This window comes from Brucella gallinifaecis (assembly GCF_006476605.1).
GTDB classification, from domain to species: domain Bacteria; phylum Pseudomonadota; class Alphaproteobacteria; order Rhizobiales; family Rhizobiaceae; genus Brucella; species Brucella gallinifaecis.
Genome location: NZ_ML636811.1, coordinates 50,027 through 65,898 on the forward strand (window position 1 = coordinate 50,027; position 15,872 = coordinate 65,898).

Genomic DNA, 15,872 nt, shown 5'->3' on the forward strand with positions numbered 1-15,872 from the left:
ACGAAAGAAAAGGGCGGTTAAACCGCCCTTTTTACTATTACTGAAACTTGTCGAGCATTTTGTAATAGAAACCCACCATAGGCAGAAACCAAGGCTTGCCGGAATAACCGGGAATAGTTGGCCATTCGAGGCCGGAGATTGGACTGTTGTCGCTGCGTCCGAGGATTGCGTCTGCGAGATAAATCCCCATCTGCGTGGACATTTGTGCGCCATGGCCGGAATAGCCCATCGCATACCAGACGCCATCGGCAAAACCTGCACGCGGATAGCGGTCCCGGGTCATATCGACAAGCCCACCCCAGCAATAATCGATTTCTACCTTAGCAAGATGCGGGAACATTTTGACGAGGTTTACGCGTAAAATTGCGCCGCTTTTGTTGTCGGAGCGCTGGTCCGAGGTTGTTGAAAAGCGAGCGCGGCCGCCGAAAATCATACGATTATCCGGTGCAAGCCGGAAATAATTGCCGATATTCATCGACGTGACATAGGTGCGATTGCCGGGCATGGTGTCAGCAATTTCGCTGCCTGTCAGCGGTCGGGTTGCAATGATAAAGCTGCCAACCGGAATGATGCGTTTGCGGAAATAGGAAAAACTGTCTGTCGTATAGGCGCCGGTTGCCAGAATTATAGCGTCTGCAGTCACCGTGCCGCGTGATGTGACGATCTGGTGCTGGTTACCGAGCTTTTTGCGCTCCTGAACTGTTGTGTTTTCAAAAATCAATGCACCATGACGCGCCGCTGCCGCAGCTAAACCAGTCACATAACGCCCCATATGCATCATGGCGCTTTTTTTGGAAAGCATAGCTCCGTGAAAATCATATGAGCCGACTTCGCCCGAGAGCTGATCGGCGCGCAACAAGGCGGTGTCGGAGTCGACCTCTGCATGGATGGCTTCAAAATTGCGTGCAAGACTGTCGAAATGTGCAGGCTTGGAAGCAAGTTTCAGCTTGCCCGCACGACGGAATGAGCAGTCGATATTTTCTTCGGCGACGATGCGTTCTATCGTATCGACGGAATGATCAAAAGCTTTGTAAAGAGCCTTGGCACGTTCTGCGCCAAGCTGTTGTTTTGCATCGATATAGCTGTGCGCGAGGCCATTGTTGAGGTGTCCCCCATTGCGCCCTGAAGCGCCGGAGCCGACAAGCCCTGTTTCAAACACCGCGACACGGCTGCCTGCTTTGGCAAGATGCAATGCAGCTGAAAGGCCGGTGAAACCACCGCCGATAATGGCAATATCATAATGCCCTTCTGGTGGGTTCTTTTCGCCAGCAGTGAAAGGCGGTGTCGTATCGTGCCAGTAGGGTTTAAATTGCATCTTGCTAAGCCTTATTTACAGTCCAACGACGCCGGCCAGACCAGAAATATCCTTGATTTCGGTATAGCCGTAATAGGGGTTCGCTGGCTCGTGACCGCGATTGACCCAGACCTTGTTCCTGATACCAAGATCATGCGCCGACATCAGGTCATAGCGGAACGATGAGGAGACATGCAGAATGTCTTCCGGATTGGCGTTGAGCTGATCGAGCATATATTCAAACGCTTTGAAGCGTGGCTTATATGCTTGTGCCTGCTGCGCTGTATAAACGGCATGAAATGGTGCGCCGAGCTTGTCGACATTGTGGTGGATCTGCTCGTTCATCGCGTTTGAAAGAATGACGAGCGGGATTTCCTTGGCGACCTTGGAAAGACCGGCCGGCACGTCTGCATGCGGTCCCCAAGTTGGTACGCGTTCATAGACTGTGCGTGCATCTTCAGCTTTGAAGGTTACGTTGTTCTTCTTGCAGGTGCGTTCAATCGCATTGTGCACGACTTCATTATAAGGCTTCCAGTCACCGAGGATTTCATCCAGGCGATAAGCGGCAAAATTCTTGATAAACTGCTGCATCTGTTCTTCATTCAGCTGTTCGCCGTAAAGATCGCGTGCGGCTTCCGCCATCTGAAAATTGGTCAGCGTGCCGTAGCAATCGAAGGTGATGTATTTTGGTCTGAACTGGGCCATGATTTGATCCTTCCAAGGCGTGCAGGCACTGCTGTGCCATTGTCATACATCATAATGAGCCGCGAATAGACTAATCACTGCATTCCTATCCGCGCAAAGCAGATTGTTTCGTATCTCAACGAAGCTTTGGCAGAGAGTTTCGTCAGGCTGGCCTTGGAGTAGGGGTAGACTATTGGTTTGAGCAGTGGTTCGTCATACCTCGCGGCATAAGATGCGGCGGCGGTGTCAAAGGACAGTGAAAACCATCGGTATATGGATGCTGGTCGGGATGAACTGCTGCGAGCCTCATTCTAATCTGAGTCAATGAAGAACCGTGCTCGGAAACAGTCATGACTGCATCGCCAATCACTCTTGAAACGATGACATCTGATCATCTTGATGGTGCTGTTGCTTTGTCTCAACAGGCAGGCTGGCCACATCGTCGAGAAGACTGGGCCTTTGTGCTCACGCTCAGCAATGGTGTCGTTGCACTGGAAAGTGGACATGTTGTTGGCACCGCGATGTCAACGCCATTGGGCGATGATGTTGCAGCCGTCAATATGGTTATTGTTGATGAAGCGATGCGTGGACGCGGGCTTGGTCGCAAGCTGATGCAGGCAGCCCTTGATGCTGCAAGCGGGCGTACATGTTTGCTTGTTGCCACACAGGATGGTTTGCCGCTTTATGAAAAGCTAGGCTTTGTTAAGACTGGTGAAATTATTCAGCATCAGGGTATTGCTGCAAAGGTGGATGCACAGGGCGATATATCCTGGGCACAAAGCAATGATTTTCCAAGTTTGATTGAACTGGATCATGCGGCGACTGGCCACAATCGGTCGAATATCATGCAGTTGTTAAATGAGAGTGCGCAGTTTGCAGTCATTCGCAAGAATAATAAAGTTGAGGCATTTGCCGGCATTCGCCCCTTTGGTCGTGGTCTTGTTATTGGCCCCGTGGTCGCAAAGACTATTGATGATGCGTGTACGTTGATCGATTTTCTACTCTCAAAACATACGGGTGAGTTTGTCCGCGTGGATACGAATATTGCAACAGGTCTTGCCGATTGGTTGACCGAACGCGGACTGGTGCATGTTGGTGGCGGAATACCGATGCGCCGCGCTGTTGGACCAATTGATGAACAAAGCGGCACTGAATACCGCACATATGCGCTTGTAAATCAGGCACTAGGTTGATTTGGAGAATATTATGCTGAGCAATTCGCTGATCGAACTTGATCGCGCCCATCTGGTGCATCCGGTATCATCATTCCGCAGCCACGAAGCCGCTGGTGTCCGTGTGCTCAAGTCGGGCAAAGGGGCGACTGTAACCGATGCATCGGGCCATAAGCTGCTTGATGGTTTTGCCGGTCTTTGGTGCGTAAATGTTGGCTATGGTCAGGATAGTATCGTGGAAGCGGCAACAAAGCAGTTGCAAGAGCTTCCATATGCGACAGGCTATTTTGGCCTTGGTTCAGAGCCTGCCATTCGATTGGCGGCTGAACTGGCAGATCGTGCGCCGGGTGATCTCAACCACGTCTATTTCACGCTTGGCGGTTCGGATGCGATCGACAGCACAATCCGCTTCATTCGCTATTATTACCATGCGAAGGGTACGCCGCAGAAAGACCAATTTATTTCGGTTGAATATGGTTATCATGGCTCCTCGACAGCTGGTTCTGGTCTGACTGCACTTCCGGCATTTCATGCGGGCTTTGGTGTTCCATATGACTGGCAGCATAAAATTCCATCGCATTATGCCTATCGCAATCCGGTTGGCTCCGATCCGCAGGCAATCATCAATGCATCGGTTGAAGCGCTTCGTGCTAAAATCGAAGAGCTTGGTGCTGAACGTGTTGCGGCATTTTATGTTGAGCCTATTCAGGGATCGGGCGGTGTGCTCGTGCCGCCAGCCGGCTGGCTCAAGGCGATGCATGAAGTTTGCAAGAAATATAATGTTCTGTTCATCGTCGATGAAGTGATCACCGGCTTTGGCCGTACTGGTCCGCTTTTCGCCTGTTCGGAAGATGATGTTGTGCCGGATTTCATCACGGCTGCCAAAGGTTTGACATCGGGCTATGTGCCGATGGGTGCTGTATTCATGTCCGATCACGTCTACAACACAATCGCAGATGGCGCAGGCAAGTCCGCAGTCGGTCACGGCTATACCTATTCGGCACACCCCGTAAGTGCAGCAGTTGGCCTTGAATGTTTGCGTCTTTATGAAGGTGGGTTGCTTGAAAATGGTCGCAAGGCTGGTCAGCGTCTTATGGCTGGTTTGCATGCTTTGGCAGATCATCCGCTGGTTGGCGATATACGTGGTCGTGGCATGCTTGCAGCAATCGAGCTTGTAACAGACAAGGATAAGAAGACACCGCTTCCGGCAGCAGTTGATCCGGCACGTCGCATTTTTGATCGTGCATGGGATAATGGTCTTGTCATTCGCGCCTTTGCGAATGGCGTTCTTGGCTATGCACCGCCGCTTTGCTGCACTGATGATGATATCGACGCAATCATCGAGCGCACGCGCATAACGCTTGATCAGACGCTTGCTGATGAGGATGTGCGTATAGCGATGAAGGGATGAGTTTGAAGAGCAGCAGCTCAGCTGCAAGCAAGAATTTCGTAACTTTATGATATTCGCAATATTATGCTGTTGCTTTTCACCAATTCAGCGCAATTTACCCGCATCTTTGTAACACACTGTCAGAACTGCCAATGGTGAGGATAAAAGGCAAATCCACGGGATTGGGTTGAGATTATCGAATAATTACCGGCCAAATGCTGGTTTTGTTCGCTCTCCTCAAAGTCTTTTTTAACTCACACTGCAAAGAGGTGTTGTTAACGACCGTAATTCTGAAACTGCAATGAAGCCAAGGTGAAACCGGTGACTATAAACCGGAGCACCAGATGCAATTATAATAAGGGGAACTGCCATGAGCGAGAAGATAACCAACTGGACTTCTTCCGACGACCGGATGATTGAAGATGCAATTCGTCGCGGGGCAACCCGGCGTGAATTGTTGCAGATGATGCTTATGGGTGGAGTAGCGGTTGCGGCGGGTTCGACGATTCTAGGTCGCGCAACCTCCGCACATGCTGCGACCCCGGTTAAAGGCGGTTTCATCAAGGCGGCTGGTTTCAGCGCTTCCACTGCCGATACGCTTGACCCTGCGAAGGCCTCCAATGCGACCGATTATGTTCGCTGCTGCGCATTCTATAACCGCCTGACATTTCTGAATGGTCAGGGCGAAACTGAGATGGAACTGGCCGAAAGCGTGGAAAGCCCAGATGCAAAGGTCTGGACAGTCAAGCTGCGCAAGGGGGTGACCTTCCATGACGGCAAGTCACTAACGGCAGACGACGTCGTTTTCTCGCTTAATCGCCACCTTGATCCAGCCGTTGGTTCCAAGGTGAATGCGCTTGCCAAGCAGATCAAGAGTGTCAAGAAGATTGATGACACGACGGCAGAAATTACGCTTGAAAGCGCCAATGCCGATTTGCCAACAATTCTCGCGATGCATCATTTCATGATCGTTGCAGATGGCACGACCGATTTCTCCAAGGGTAATGGCACAGGTCCATTTGTATGCAAGGAATTCCAGCCGGGCGTGCGCTCAATGGCTGCGCGTAACGAGAACTACTGGAAGAACAACGGCCCGCATCTCGACTCGTTTGAGTTCTTTGCAATTTCCGACGAAAGTGCACGTATGAATGCGGTGCTATCGGGCGATATTCACCTTGGTGCAAACCTCAACCCTCGCTCGCTGCGCGTGCTTGAAAACAACCCAGCTGCCAAGCTCTTCATCTCGAAGCTCGGTACCTATACCAATCTTAATGTTCGTCTAGACCTTACACCGGGCGATAAGGCTGGCGTGGCTGAAGCGCTGAAATATCTGACCAATCGCGAAGTTATCCAGAAATCCGTACTACGCGGTCTTGCTGAAATTGCGAATGATCATCCGGTTCCAGCTACCAGCAAATATCACAATGCAGAGCTGAAGCAGCGCGAGTTTGATCCAGAACGTGCAAAGTCGCTGCTTGAAAAAGCCGGTATGCTTAATCAGGAAATCCGCATCACTGCGGCAGAAGCGGCATCGTCATCGCTCGATTATGCCATGGTTCTCCAGCAGGCAGCTTCGACAATCGGCCAGAAAATCACTATCGATCGTGTGCCGTCGGATGGTTATTGGTCAAACCATTGGCTAAAAGATCCGGTCCATTACGGCAACATCAATGCCCGCCCAACACCGGATATCTTGTTCTCACTGCTCTACAAGGCGGATGCGCCATGGAATGAAAGCCAGTACAAGTCGGAGAAGTTTGACTCAATGCTGCTCGAAGCCCGTGGTTCGCTTGATGAAGCAAAGCGCAAGGCAATCTATGGTGATATGCAGGCTATGATTTCCAATGAAGCCGGAACGGTCATTCCTGTCTTTATGTCCAATGTTGATGCGATCTCGCCGAAGCTGAATGGTCTTGAGCCAAATCCGCTGGGTGGCATGATGGGTTATACATTTGCCGAGCATGCATGGCTGGAAGCCTGACCTTTCGTCAGGTAGTCTCGCTTTTCGGGTTCGGGCGAAAGTATAGTTTTTGCCCGAACTGATCGTTTCCCCCCATTATTGGGCTGCGCATGACCATGAAGTCGCCTCTGCTGAATCTCGTCGCCAAACGCCTTGTCGTTGCTTTTGTTACGCTTCTGATTGTTGCGTTTACGATTTTCTTTGCAACAGCGATGCTTCCTGGTGATGTGGCTGAAATTCTTCTGGGGCAGGCGGCTACACCTGAGGCCGTTGCCGGACTTCGTCATGCGATGAACCTCGATCAGCCAGCTTTTTTGCGGTTTCTCTACTGGCTCGGTAATTTGCTGCGCGGCGATCTTGGTGTGTCATACGTCAACAACGTGCCGATTTCGGATCTCATCGGCAATCGACTCGTAAATTCTTTGAAGCTCGCGGGTATTACAGCTGCAATATCAGTGCCCATTGCATTGTTTCTTGGTATTACAGCGGCAATCATGCGCGGCACGTTTTATGACCGTGTTGTATCCATCATCACAATTTCGGTTATCTCAGTGCCAGAGTTCATGGTTGCTACCATCGCAGTGATTGTGTTTGCGGTCTATCTTGGCTGGTTACCAGCGCTTTCCATGGCCAATGAAGTTACATCGTTCTGGGGGCTTCTCAAGGTTTTTGCGATGCCGGTCATCACGCTGAGTTTTGTGATCTCGGCACAGATGATCCGTATGACTCGCGCAGCAGTCCTTGAGACACTCAACACCCCTTATGTTGAAATGGCATTGCTCAAAGGTGCTTCGCGTAGCCGAATGGTTGTTGTCCATGCGCTCCCCAATGCTCTCGGTCCCATCGTCAATGCGGTTGCTCTGTCGCTGTCCTATCTGCTGGGTGGCGTGATTATTGTCGAAACCATCTTCAATTATCCCGGCATAGCCAAGCTCATGCTTGATGCGGTTGCAACGCGCGACCTGCCTCTGATCCAGACCTGCGCGATGATCTTCTGCTTTGGCTATCTCCTGCTCATCACGATAGCGGATCTGATTGCTATCCTTTCTAATCCGAGGCTGCGATAATCATGACTGCTTCTGTTTCAAATCAGGGAAGGGCAAAGGCCCCACGCTTCGGTTATCGGATTAATCTGGTTGGTGCGGTTTCCTTTCTGATCATTTTTGGCTGGGCACTTGTCGCGATATTTGCGCCATGGATTGCACCGCATCCGATTGGCGAAATTGTTGACTTTGATTTCTTTGGCCCAATGAGTGCCCAGTTTCCGCTGGGAACAGATTATCTGGGCCGCGATATGCTTTCGCGCATTATTTATGGTGCGCGTTTCACAGTTGGTATTGCGCTCGCTGCCGTTTTCTTCGCCTGCTTTTTGGGTGTGACGCTCGGCATGACAGCGGCTGTGATCGGTGGCTGGTTTGACTCGGCACTCAGCCGCTTTCTAGATGCCTTAACATCTATCCCAAGCAAAATTCTGGCGCTGGTTATCGTCGCGGGCGTTGGGTCATCGATCCCGGTCCTGATCATCACGCTGGCAGTGATCTATACGCCCGGCAGCTATCGCTTTGCGCGCGCACTGGCGATTAACATCAACACTATGGATTATGTGACAGTTGCCCGCGCACGTGGCGAAAAGATCGGTTATCTTATTCGTTCGGAAGTTCTGCCTGGCATTATCGGACCCGTATTGGCCGATTTTGGCCTGCGTTTTGTGTTTATTGTCCTGCTTTTGTCGAGCATGTCATTTCTTGGTCTGGGTGTGCAGCCGCCATATGCTGACTGGGGCGCACTGGTTAAGGAAAATATTGGCGGGTTGTCGTTTGCTGCACCTGCGGTTGTGTTCCCATCAATTGCCATTGCGAGTCTTACCATCAGCGTCAATCTGCTGATCGACAATCTCCCGCAGAAGATCCGCGACAGGAGCGAATGAATGAGCAGTCTTGTTGAGATCAGAAACCTTCGTGTCGACGCCAAAACTGATTCTGGTCGTAAAGTTGAGATCATTCGTGATGTCAGTTTTGAAATTGCTGAGGGTGAAATCGTAGCGCTGATTGGCGAAAGCGGTTCCGGCAAGACCACCATTGCATTGACGCTGATGGGCTATACGCGTCCGGGCTGCCGGATTGAGGGTGGCAGCATTACTGTTGGCGGACAGGATATTGTCAGGCTTTCGGAACGTAAGCGCTCAAAGAAACGCGGGACGGAAGTGTCCTATGTGCCGCAAAGTGCGGCAGCATCCTTTAATCCCGCACATCGTATCATGGATCAGGTCATTGAAGTGACCAAGATACATAAATTGATGTCGAAGGAGGCAGCGCACAAAAAAGCGATTGAGTTGTTCAAGGCGCTGGCCTTGCCCAATCCTGAAACGATTGGCGAGCGCTATCCGCATCAGGTGTCGGGTGGGCAGTTGCAGCGCCTTTCGGCGGCGATGGCTCTGATCGGTGATCCAAAGCTCGTGATCTTTGATGAGCCGACGACGGCGCTTGATGTGACCACACAGATTGAAGTTCTGCGTGCATTCAAATCGGTGATGAAAAAGAAGCATATCGCTGGCGTTTATGTTTCACATGATCTTGCTGTTGTGGCGCAGATTGCAGATCGGATTGTCGTGCTTAAAGGCGGTGAGGTGCAGGAAGTGGGCCTAACGCAGGATATTCTGCATAAGCCCCAGCATCCTTATACGCAGGAATTGCTTGCAGCTTTTGAACCGGCTTTGCATACAAAACCTGAAATGGAACAAGTCGGGAAACCTGTGCCGCTTCTTGTCGTTGATAATGTGCTTGCCGGTTATGGTATGGTGGGTAAATCTGGCGAACCCGCAATGATTGCGGTCAATAATGTCAGTCTTGAGCTCTCGCGGGGGCAGAACCTCGGTATCATTGGTGAATCAGGCTGCGGCAAGTCCACGCTTGCGCGAGTTATTTCAGGCATTCTGCCTGCTGCGAGCGGTAAGATAGAGTTCGAAGGCAAGGAAATGCCCAGCGATCTGCGCCAGCGCAGTCGCGAGCAGCTGCGCGAGTTGCAGATCGTCTTCCAGTTTGCAGATACGGCGCTCAATCCGGCCAAGTCGATTGCTGATATTCTGGCGCGGCCGCTAAGCTTTTATCACGGCATGAATGGCAAAGATCGGGAAACGCGTATTGACCAGCTTCTTGATATGGTGCGTCTGCCGCGTAACATGCGATACCGCAGACCGGGTGAATTATCAGGCGGCCAGAAGCAGCGCATTAATCTGGCACGTGCTCTTGCCGCTGATCCTAAGATGATCATCTGCGATGAAATCACATCGGCACTCGATACAGTGGTGGCTGCGGCGATTATCGAGCTGCTCAAAGAATTGCAACGCGAATTATCACTGTCTTATCTGTTCATTAGTCACGATCTCTCCACAGTGCGCGCGATCTGTGATCAGGTTGTGGTGATGTATGCAGGTAAAAAGGTTGAGCAGCTAAGCCCGGATATGATGGGAAGCACAGCAAGCCATCCATATTCGCGGCTGTTATTCTCGTCGGTACCGAAACTTGACACCGGCTGGCTTGATAGTCTGCAACAGGATCCCGAACTTGTCCGCGAGTTTACCAGAGGCTGAATGTTTAAAACGCATTGTGAAAGCTGGGAGAAACTTCCCACCTTTTTGCGACATGATTTAGCTTTGCTCAGTGAACATTGCGTCGAGCGGGAGATGTGCTTTTACAATAGGTGATTTAAGCACGACGAAACTGAAATATTTGTCAATGCCGACATCCATATCGATCAGGCGTTCCATAATGGTCTGATACTCGACAATTCCAGCTGTAACAAATTTCATCAGATAATCGTAACCGCCCGATACGAGATGGCACTCGATAACGGAATCGATCTTTTCCACCGTTGCAAGGAAACGCGCAAAATCGATCTGCCGGTGGTTTTTAAGCGTGACTTCCGTGAATACGGTTAGCGTCTGGCCCAGTTTTGAGACATTGATCTGAGCCGAATATCCAGTGATATAGCCTTCAGACTGAAGTTTTTTCACCCGCATCAGACATGGGCTTGGTGACAGATTGACGAGTTCGGCAAGTTCGACATTGGTTATCCGACCGTTTTTCTGCATTTCGGATAAAATTCTGATGTCAATTTTGTCGAGCTTCATAATCAAAACCATTCATTCGGTATTCTGAATTCGGATTATTATCTTTTTCGCTTCTTGCTGCAATCGTGCGACCTGCTGTTTTCCATATTCAGTTATCGTGCGAAGAAGATTTACTTTAGACGCAATAATCATCTGCCGAAGCTGCGGCAAACCATATGAAATTCTGTGTAAAGGCAAACTCCGATGCACCGCACGGTGCAGGCCGCATTAGGATATGTAAAACATCGGAGTCCCGCTCATGTCCGCACCGTTATTGCATATTGAAACCAGTCCGACATTGCCCAAAGAGGCCGACGTCGTGGTTATTGGTGGCGGCGTGGTCGGTGTGTTTACCGCCTATTATCTTGCACGTAGCGGAGTGAAAGTTGCGCTCGTTGAAAAAGGCCGAATTGCTGCCGAGCAGTCAAGCCGCAACTGGGGCTGGTGCCGCCAACAGAACCGTGATGCGCGCGAATTGCCTATGGCAACAAAAAGCCTCGACCTCTGGGATAAGATTGCAGAAGAAACCGGAGAGGACCCGGGTTTCAGGCGTTGCGGTTTGCTTTATCTGTCGCAGGATGAGGCAGAGATTGCAGGTTGGGCGCGCTGGCGCGATTTTGCGAAATCTGTCGGCGTCATCACACATATGCTCAACGCTTCAGAAGCTGCCGAACGTGGCAAAGCCACCGGACGGGCATGGAAGGGCGGCGTTTTCTCGCCCACTGACGGTATTGCCGATCCATCGCGTGCTGTTCCTGTTGTGGCGCGTGGCATCATGGCCGCTGGCGGAACGGTGCATCAGAATTGTGCGGCGCGCGGCATTGAACTTAGCGGTGGCTGCGTCAGCGGCGTTGTGACTGAAGCGGGTACAATTCAGACAAAAACCGTTGTGATGGCGGGCGGTGCATGGGCATCATCCTTCTGCAATCAGCTTGGCATTCGCTTTCCGCAGGCTGCTGTCCGTGCATCGATCTTATCTGTCGCACCGGGTGCCGCTGGCCTGCCGGATGCCTTACATACCTCGCAGGTATCGCTCACGCGACGTCATGATGGTGCTTACACGCTTGCGATCAGCGGTAAGGCGCGTGTAGATGTGACACCGCAGCAATTGCGTTTCAGCCGCGAATTTATCCCAATGTTCATGCGCCGCTGGCGCAGCCTTGCGCCGGGTGGCATTCAGGGCTGGTGCTCGGGCCATGAAACATTGAGCAAGTGGTCGCTCGATAAAATCACACCAATGGAACGAAACCGCATTCTCGATCCCAAGCCGGATGCAGGGCAGATCAGCCTCACCTATAAAAGAGCGTGTAATCTTCTGCCAGAGCTTTCCAGAATACCGATTGCCAATCGCTGGGCAGGCTATATCGACAGCACACCCGACGGTGTGCCTGCCATTGGAGAGATCGAAACCGTGCCGGGGTTCATTCTGGCAGCGGGTTTCAGTGGGCACGGCTTTGGCATTGGTCCGGGCGCAGGACATATGATTGCCGACGTTATTCTGGGCCGCGAGCCGATTGTTGATCCGAAACCTTATAAGCCTGAACGGCTTAACCGAAGCGTGTGGGGGAAAGTTGCTGAATTTTAGTGCCCACTAAATTTTTTGCAACAAAACCATCGAAATCAGTGCAGTGAAGCACGGATGGATTGTGTTTTTCAAGTAATGCACAATATTCGACCTAATCTTTCTGACATCGCAATGACTTGGCGATTTGCTGTGTCGAGCCACTCAACCGGAGGAAATACCCCGGTCTTCACGTTTCTCCATGCATAGCTTCTCATTGCAGGTGCCATTCTCACCAAATTAATAGGTCCTGATCCTAATGCGGGACTGAATATTATTGCCTCACCGCAACCCGATGTATCTTGCACGTGGTCTTATGAGGCGATTGTCATTATATTGTTCAATTGCGTGTCCAATCCATCCCACCACTCGACCCATGGCTAACAGACATATGCCGGAGAAAATTGGCAGACCAAGATTCAGTGTGAGAGCAGCCAGAGCACCGTCAAAATTAAGTTTCTTGCCAGTTAAAGATTGAGCTACCATTATTGCTTTATGCACATTTGTGCTCTGTGAGGACGAAATTTCTCTACTCATTAATTCAAGCAACGTGACCGCTCGTGGGTCTCCCTCTTGATATAGTGGGTGACCAAAGCCAGGAATCGTCTCACCTCTCCTCATCCATGCCGCAACAATTTGCCCGGGATCAACGCCTTCGAGTATCAATTCTTGCAAAAATCTATATGTCCGCTCAATTTCGCCGCCATGGCGAGATCCCTGTAATGTTGCAAGTCCAGCGGAAACGGCATCATAAAGAGACGCTCTGGCTGAAGCCGCAACTCTGACTGTAAAGGTTGATGCATTCAGTTCGTGATCGGCCGCCAAAATCAACGCTGAGCGTACCAACGGTGCATGGTCAATGACGTTCCAGGCTAACGCAAGTGTTTCATGTACAGCGTTCGTACTCGGCACTGTATTGGTGATCAGGGCGGTCACGAGCCGCAAAATACAGGTACCGGTGCGACAGGTTCCATTTTTCGAAAAATCATAAGCGCGCCAGTCCTTTTCTCCAATCACTGGTAGCATGGCCTGACAAAGTATAAGAGGGTGGCCGACACCTAGCGCTGTTCTGGCATGTTGCTCCGCTGCAGACATCACCGGAGCAGGCTCTTTAAAGGCCTGACGGTCATTACAATCCCAAACAAGGGATGCAACGGATTCTAAATTTGTGCTGGTGGTGGCCAATACTGAACTGTCGCGTCCGCGAAAATATAAATATCTGCCATCAGTATATGTGATTTCCGAATCGAGGATAGGTATCCCGAAAGTCAATATATTGGCCGCGTCTGAATGTTTTCCGCTGATTTTACTCTTCTCAGCCAATGCTCGGATATCAGCGCTACGATAGCGCCGCGCACGTGTCCCCGTTCGAGCTTCAGACTGGATAATTCCTCTGCTCACATATGCATAAAGCGTTGCCACGCTGACGTTAAGTTCGGCTGCAGCTTCCTTTGCAGACATATACCCAGAATTATTCAGCATTCCTAATACTAATGTCGATACATTGAATCAATCTATCAATATTGATCAAACTTGAAGTTCCTGTCAACTCCTGTGGAATGAGTGTTAGCTTTACACAGGGGGCAATATGTCTTGGAAGCTTGGCGTGATCGGCATGGGCCCTCGGGGACTTTCTCTTCTTGATCGGCTCTCCTATCTCTTCGAAGAGCATATAATAAGCATTGAGATTCATATATTTGAGCCGCGAGTAGCGGACTGCGGGTTTGCCAATTGGAGCAGCCTGCCTACCTGCCCACCAAGTCGGCTTGAAGGTGGCGTGATTAATGGACTGGTTCGATTTGCAACTGGCGTTGACATCAAGATGGATTATGTAAAATCGTCTATGCTTCAAGAAAAAGTGCCTGTTTCGCGTCCCCGTGACGTCGCCATACATGGGGCGTGGATAATTATCCCACCACGTCAAGGAACTCTGCAAGGATTTCCCATGTCCTGTGATTTTGAGTGGGTTAATCTCTACAAAGCGTATGGAATAGCTGGGCAGCGTTATGGTGGAGCCTCGATGACCAATGCTGAGGTAGCAGGTTTTGTGTTTCAGGGTGAGAATGAAGAACACTTGCGCCAACGTGCTGTAGAACTGGAAACATGGTTCAATGCAAATTCGGAGTGGTCATCATGACCACCACGAATGTTTACGCAGTTGGATCAACTCTTTGGAAGCCGTTGAAGAATGATCGGTTCCGTACACTCTGGGTAGCCAATGTGTTCTCGAATCTTGGGACCTGGATGCAGGGAATGGGAGCCACATGGCTTATGGTGCAAATTAGCTCGTCTTCCCAGATGGTCGCTTTAGTTCAGACCGCTATGACGCTACCTATTTTTCTGCTCGTAATACCGGCAGGGATTATTGCCGACAAGTATGATCGTCCCACATTTTTACTTTTGACTCATGCTGCAATGGGACTTGCTGCCCTTGGTCTCAGTATCTTAGTTACATTTGATATAGCAACGCCGGAGATGCTGCTTTTCGGCACTTTTTTGATTGGTTGTGGCGCCGCTATGACGATGCCGGCGTGGCAAGCAGCGATGTCCACCCTAGTGGAGCCTCGTGAGTTGCACAGCGCCGCCGCGTTGAACGGTATGAGCTTTAATTTCGCGCGAGCGGTTGGACCTGCAATCGCAGGTTTTATAGCTCAGGCTACGGCATTATCAATGATTTTCTGGATCAATGCCATTTCGTATTTGGGATTAATAATCGTATTTCGGCGTTGGAGCAAAACTTCTACACGATTATCACGAAGAGAATGCGCCGAGGATATTCCATCGTCGACTGCAAGCTTCCGCTATTTGTCGAAGGACGTACGTTTCCGAGCCTTGCTGCTTCGAACCTTTGTTTGTTTCTTTGCAGCAAGCAGTATGTGGAGTTTGTTGCCAGCGTTTGCGGGTATCCAATTACATATGCAAGCGTCGGAGGTGGGACTGCTGTTGGGAGCTATCGGATTCGGGGCCGTGCTCGGAGGAGTTTTTGTTCCGACTCTAAAAGACAGTATCGGCATCAACCGGCTAACGTTGTTTGCTCCCCTTCTTCTCAGTTTTGCACTTATTCTAGTTGCTTGGAAGGGGGAAACCTACTGGATATGGATATCAATGCTGCTTACTGGATTGGGTTGGGCTTTCGTGGTTTCTGGACTTAACGGTTCAGCACAGGGAATGTTGCCTAAAGAGCTTCGAGCGCGTGCAATATCCGTATACCTAATGGTTATGTACGGGGCAACGTCCGCCGGAAGCGCCCTCTGGGGCGCAGTATCCATTTATTGGGGTTTAAGTGCTGCTTTCTTGGTGTCTGGTGCGATGCTAACCATTGCTATAGGTATTTTACTGCGATGGCCGATCGAATAGATGAACTGACGACAATAATAATGCAAATATTCTAACAATAGGTTCGGGCAGCTTGAATCGGATGAGGCGGAAAGGCCTTTTTGAACGGCATTGAATGCTTAAGATTGTTGCAGTGAACAGAATTGATCATTGATCACATAGTTCAATAGATCTGGTCGCTTTTGGCGGAATAACGGGCTTTATACCACTATACACAAGAGCATACCAAGCCCTCTCGTGATAATAACCTTTTTCGGCGGGCAACAGTCGGAGGTTTTTCATAGGAGCGGACATCAAATCTTCAACTGCATTGTAATTCGAAGCCTCTTCGGATCTGTTGCAAATTTTTCGTCAACAAATGTAATGA

The 15,872-nt window shown here is 50.4% G+C and carries 13 protein-coding genes; 9 read left to right on the forward strand and 4 right to left on the reverse strand.

Translation table 11 applies throughout. The annotated features are described in order from the left end of the window. Positions 1-37 precede the first annotated feature (37 nt). Both FHY56_RS14800 and FHY56_RS14805 read right to left on the reverse strand, forming a co-directional pair. Positions 38-1,315, reverse strand: a complete 1,278-nt coding sequence (locus FHY56_RS14800; protein WP_140905931.1) for an NAD(P)/FAD-dependent oxidoreductase — start codon at positions 1,313-1,315, stop codon at positions 38-40. A gap of 15 nt (positions 1,316-1,330) precedes the next feature. Next, positions 1,331-1,999 (reverse strand): haloacid dehalogenase type II, encoded by a 669-nt coding sequence (locus FHY56_RS14805; protein ID WP_140905932.1) that lies wholly within the window; start codon positions 1,997-1,999, stop codon positions 1,331-1,333. 329 nt (positions 2,000-2,328) lie between these two features. Here FHY56_RS14805 and FHY56_RS14810 point away from each other — a divergent pair, with 329 nt between their 5' ends. From FHY56_RS14810 to FHY56_RS14835, 6 genes are all read left to right on the forward strand, one after another. Then, complete coding sequence (locus FHY56_RS14810) at positions 2,329-3,171, forward strand: GNAT family N-acetyltransferase (RefSeq protein ID WP_140905933.1); 843 nt, start codon at positions 2,329-2,331, stop codon at positions 3,169-3,171. A gap of 13 nt (positions 3,172-3,184) precedes the next feature. After that, entirely contained in the window at positions 3,185-4,561 is a 1,377-nt protein-coding gene (locus tag FHY56_RS14815; RefSeq protein WP_140905934.1) for an aspartate aminotransferase family protein, read from the forward strand. Between the two features lie 349 nt (positions 4,562-4,910). Next, the gene (locus FHY56_RS14820) at positions 4,911-6,521 is read left to right on the forward strand and encodes an ABC transporter substrate-binding protein (RefSeq protein WP_140905935.1); all 1,611 of its coding nucleotides are present in this window, start codon (positions 4,911-4,913) and stop codon (positions 6,519-6,521) included. 95 nt (positions 6,522-6,616) lie between these two features. Continuing rightward, positions 6,617-7,567, forward strand: coding sequence for an ABC transporter permease (locus FHY56_RS14825; protein WP_140905936.1), 951 nt, complete (start codon positions 6,617-6,619; stop codon positions 7,565-7,567). Between the two features lie 2 nt (positions 7,568-7,569). Further along, positions 7,570-8,427 (forward strand): ABC transporter permease, encoded by an 858-nt coding sequence (locus tag FHY56_RS14830; protein ID WP_376889789.1) that lies wholly within the window; start codon positions 7,570-7,572, stop codon positions 8,425-8,427. Further along, positions 8,428-10,089: an ABC transporter ATP-binding protein gene (locus tag FHY56_RS14835; RefSeq protein ID WP_140905938.1), complete on the forward strand. Its 1,662-nt coding sequence runs from the start codon at positions 8,428-8,430 to the stop codon at positions 10,087-10,089. 57 nt (positions 10,090-10,146) lie between these two features. On the opposite strand, the gene FHY56_RS14840 is transcribed toward FHY56_RS14835, so the two are convergent. After that, positions 10,147-10,629, reverse strand: a complete 483-nt coding sequence (locus FHY56_RS14840) for an Lrp/AsnC family transcriptional regulator (protein ID WP_140905939.1) — start codon at positions 10,627-10,629, stop codon at positions 10,147-10,149. A 238-nt stretch (positions 10,630-10,867) separates the two neighbouring features. Here FHY56_RS14840 and FHY56_RS14845 point away from each other — a divergent pair, with 238 nt between their 5' ends. Beyond that, positions 10,868-12,193 (forward strand): NAD(P)/FAD-dependent oxidoreductase, encoded by a 1,326-nt coding sequence (locus tag FHY56_RS14845; protein ID WP_140905940.1) that lies wholly within the window; start codon positions 10,868-10,870, stop codon positions 12,191-12,193. A gap of 258 nt (positions 12,194-12,451) precedes the next feature. Here the strand turns inward: FHY56_RS14845 and FHY56_RS14850 are convergent, their stop codons facing one another. After that, positions 12,452-13,630, reverse strand: coding sequence for a citrate/2-methylcitrate synthase (locus tag FHY56_RS14850; RefSeq protein WP_158447768.1), 1,179 nt, complete (start codon positions 13,628-13,630; stop codon positions 12,452-12,454). Positions 13,631-13,757: 127 nt separating this feature from the next. Here FHY56_RS14850 and FHY56_RS14855 point away from each other — a divergent pair, with 127 nt between their 5' ends. Both FHY56_RS14855 and FHY56_RS14860 read left to right on the forward strand, forming a co-directional pair. Next, complete coding sequence (locus tag FHY56_RS14855; protein ID WP_140905942.1) at positions 13,758-14,306, forward strand: hypothetical protein; 549 nt, start codon at positions 13,758-13,760, stop codon at positions 14,304-14,306. Beyond that, positions 14,303-15,526 (forward strand): MFS transporter, encoded by a 1,224-nt coding sequence (locus FHY56_RS14860; protein ID WP_158447769.1) that lies wholly within the window; start codon positions 14,303-14,305, stop codon positions 15,524-15,526. The genes FHY56_RS14855 and FHY56_RS14860 overlap by 4 nt, the downstream gene beginning before the upstream one ends. Positions 15,527-15,872: the final 346 nt, after the last annotated feature.

Coding starts and splice junctions, on each gene's coding strand:
- FHY56_RS14845 (WP_140905940.1), top strand. CDS start 10,868: ATGTCCGCACCGTTATTGCATATTGAAACCAGTCCGACATTGCCCAAA.
- FHY56_RS14810 (WP_140905933.1), top strand. CDS start 2,329: ATGACTGCATCGCCAATCACTCTTGAAACGATGACATCTGATCATCTT.
- FHY56_RS14850 (WP_158447768.1), bottom strand. CDS start 13,630: ATGTCTGCAAAGGAAGCTGCAGCCGAACTTAACGTCAGCGTGGCAACG.
- FHY56_RS14855 (WP_140905942.1), top strand. CDS start 13,758: ATGTCTTGGAAGCTTGGCGTGATCGGCATGGGCCCTCGGGGACTTTCT.
- FHY56_RS14830 (WP_376889789.1), top strand. CDS start 7,570: ATGACTGCTTCTGTTTCAAATCAGGGAAGGGCAAAGGCCCCACGCTTC.
- FHY56_RS14815 (WP_140905934.1), top strand. CDS start 3,185: ATGCTGAGCAATTCGCTGATCGAACTTGATCGCGCCCATCTGGTGCAT.
- FHY56_RS14825 (WP_140905936.1), top strand. CDS start 6,617: ATGAAGTCGCCTCTGCTGAATCTCGTCGCCAAACGCCTTGTCGTTGCT.
- FHY56_RS14805 (WP_140905932.1), bottom strand. CDS start 1,999: ATGGCCCAGTTCAGACCAAAATACATCACCTTCGATTGCTACGGCACG.
- FHY56_RS14860 (WP_158447769.1), top strand. CDS start 14,303: ATGACCACCACGAATGTTTACGCAGTTGGATCAACTCTTTGGAAGCCG.
- FHY56_RS14800 (WP_140905931.1), bottom strand. CDS start 1,315: ATGCAATTTAAACCCTACTGGCACGATACGACACCGCCTTTCACTGCT.
- FHY56_RS14820 (WP_140905935.1), top strand. CDS start 4,911: ATGAGCGAGAAGATAACCAACTGGACTTCTTCCGACGACCGGATGATT.
- FHY56_RS14840 (WP_140905939.1), bottom strand. CDS start 10,629: ATGAAGCTCGACAAAATTGACATCAGAATTTTATCCGAAATGCAGAAA.
- FHY56_RS14835 (WP_140905938.1), top strand. CDS start 8,428: ATGAGCAGTCTTGTTGAGATCAGAAACCTTCGTGTCGACGCCAAAACT.